This is a genomic window from Poseidonibacter ostreae, from assembly GCF_009208075.1.
GTDB classification, from domain to species: domain Bacteria; phylum Campylobacterota; class Campylobacteria; order Campylobacterales; family Arcobacteraceae; genus Poseidonibacter; species Poseidonibacter ostreae.
Window position 1 is genome coordinate 1 of the sequence record NZ_WFKJ01000134.1, and the last position, 445, is coordinate 445.

Genomic DNA, 445 nt, shown 5'->3' on the forward strand with positions numbered 1-445 from the left:
GTTTCATATGCACAACCAGGTGGTGGACAAGAAAGAGGTGGTCAAAATGGTGAGCCTCCAAAAGAAGCTATTGAAGTTTGTGTAGGACAAGAGTCTGGTTTTGAATGTACTATGAATACGCCAAGAGGTAGTTTAACAGGAACTTGTATGAATACACCTGATAAAAAATATTTTGTATGTATGCCTGAGGGTGGACCAAATAAACGTTAGTTTATTTGGTTAACAACTTTTAAATTCTAGAAATATTAAGAAGCTTTTAAAAGTTTCTTTAACCATTTCTGAGCTTGTTTTACATCTTCAAATCTTTGAGATTTTGCAACTTGGTCTTGACCTTCATAGAATCTAACTCTAATTCCATCTTCAACATGATCAATCTTTGTTCTAGTGATTTTGTCTAAGTTTAAAAAAACTCTATCGTTTAATTGTACAAACATTTTATTCCTTT

2 protein-coding genes are annotated in these 445 nt (G+C 32.4%); one reads left to right on the top strand and one right to left on the bottom strand.

What is annotated here, in order from left to right:
• Positions 1–210 (top strand): hypothetical protein (locus GBG18_RS15475; RefSeq protein WP_226898717.1); only part of this gene is annotated, 210 nt, incomplete at its 5' end.
• Between the two features lie 35 nt (positions 211–245).
• On the opposite strand, the gene GBG18_RS15135 is transcribed toward GBG18_RS15475, so the two are convergent.
• Entirely contained in the window at positions 246–434 is a 189-nt protein-coding gene (locus tag GBG18_RS15135) for a sodium-dependent tyrosine transporter (RefSeq protein ID WP_152192406.1), read from the bottom strand.
• Between the last annotated feature and the right edge of the window lie 11 nt (positions 435–445).

Excerpts from the sequence above, each read along its gene's own strand:
- GBG18_RS15135 (WP_152192406.1), bottom strand. The coding sequence starts at position 434 with ATGTTTGTACAATTAAACGATAGAGTTTTTTTAAACTTAGACAAAATC.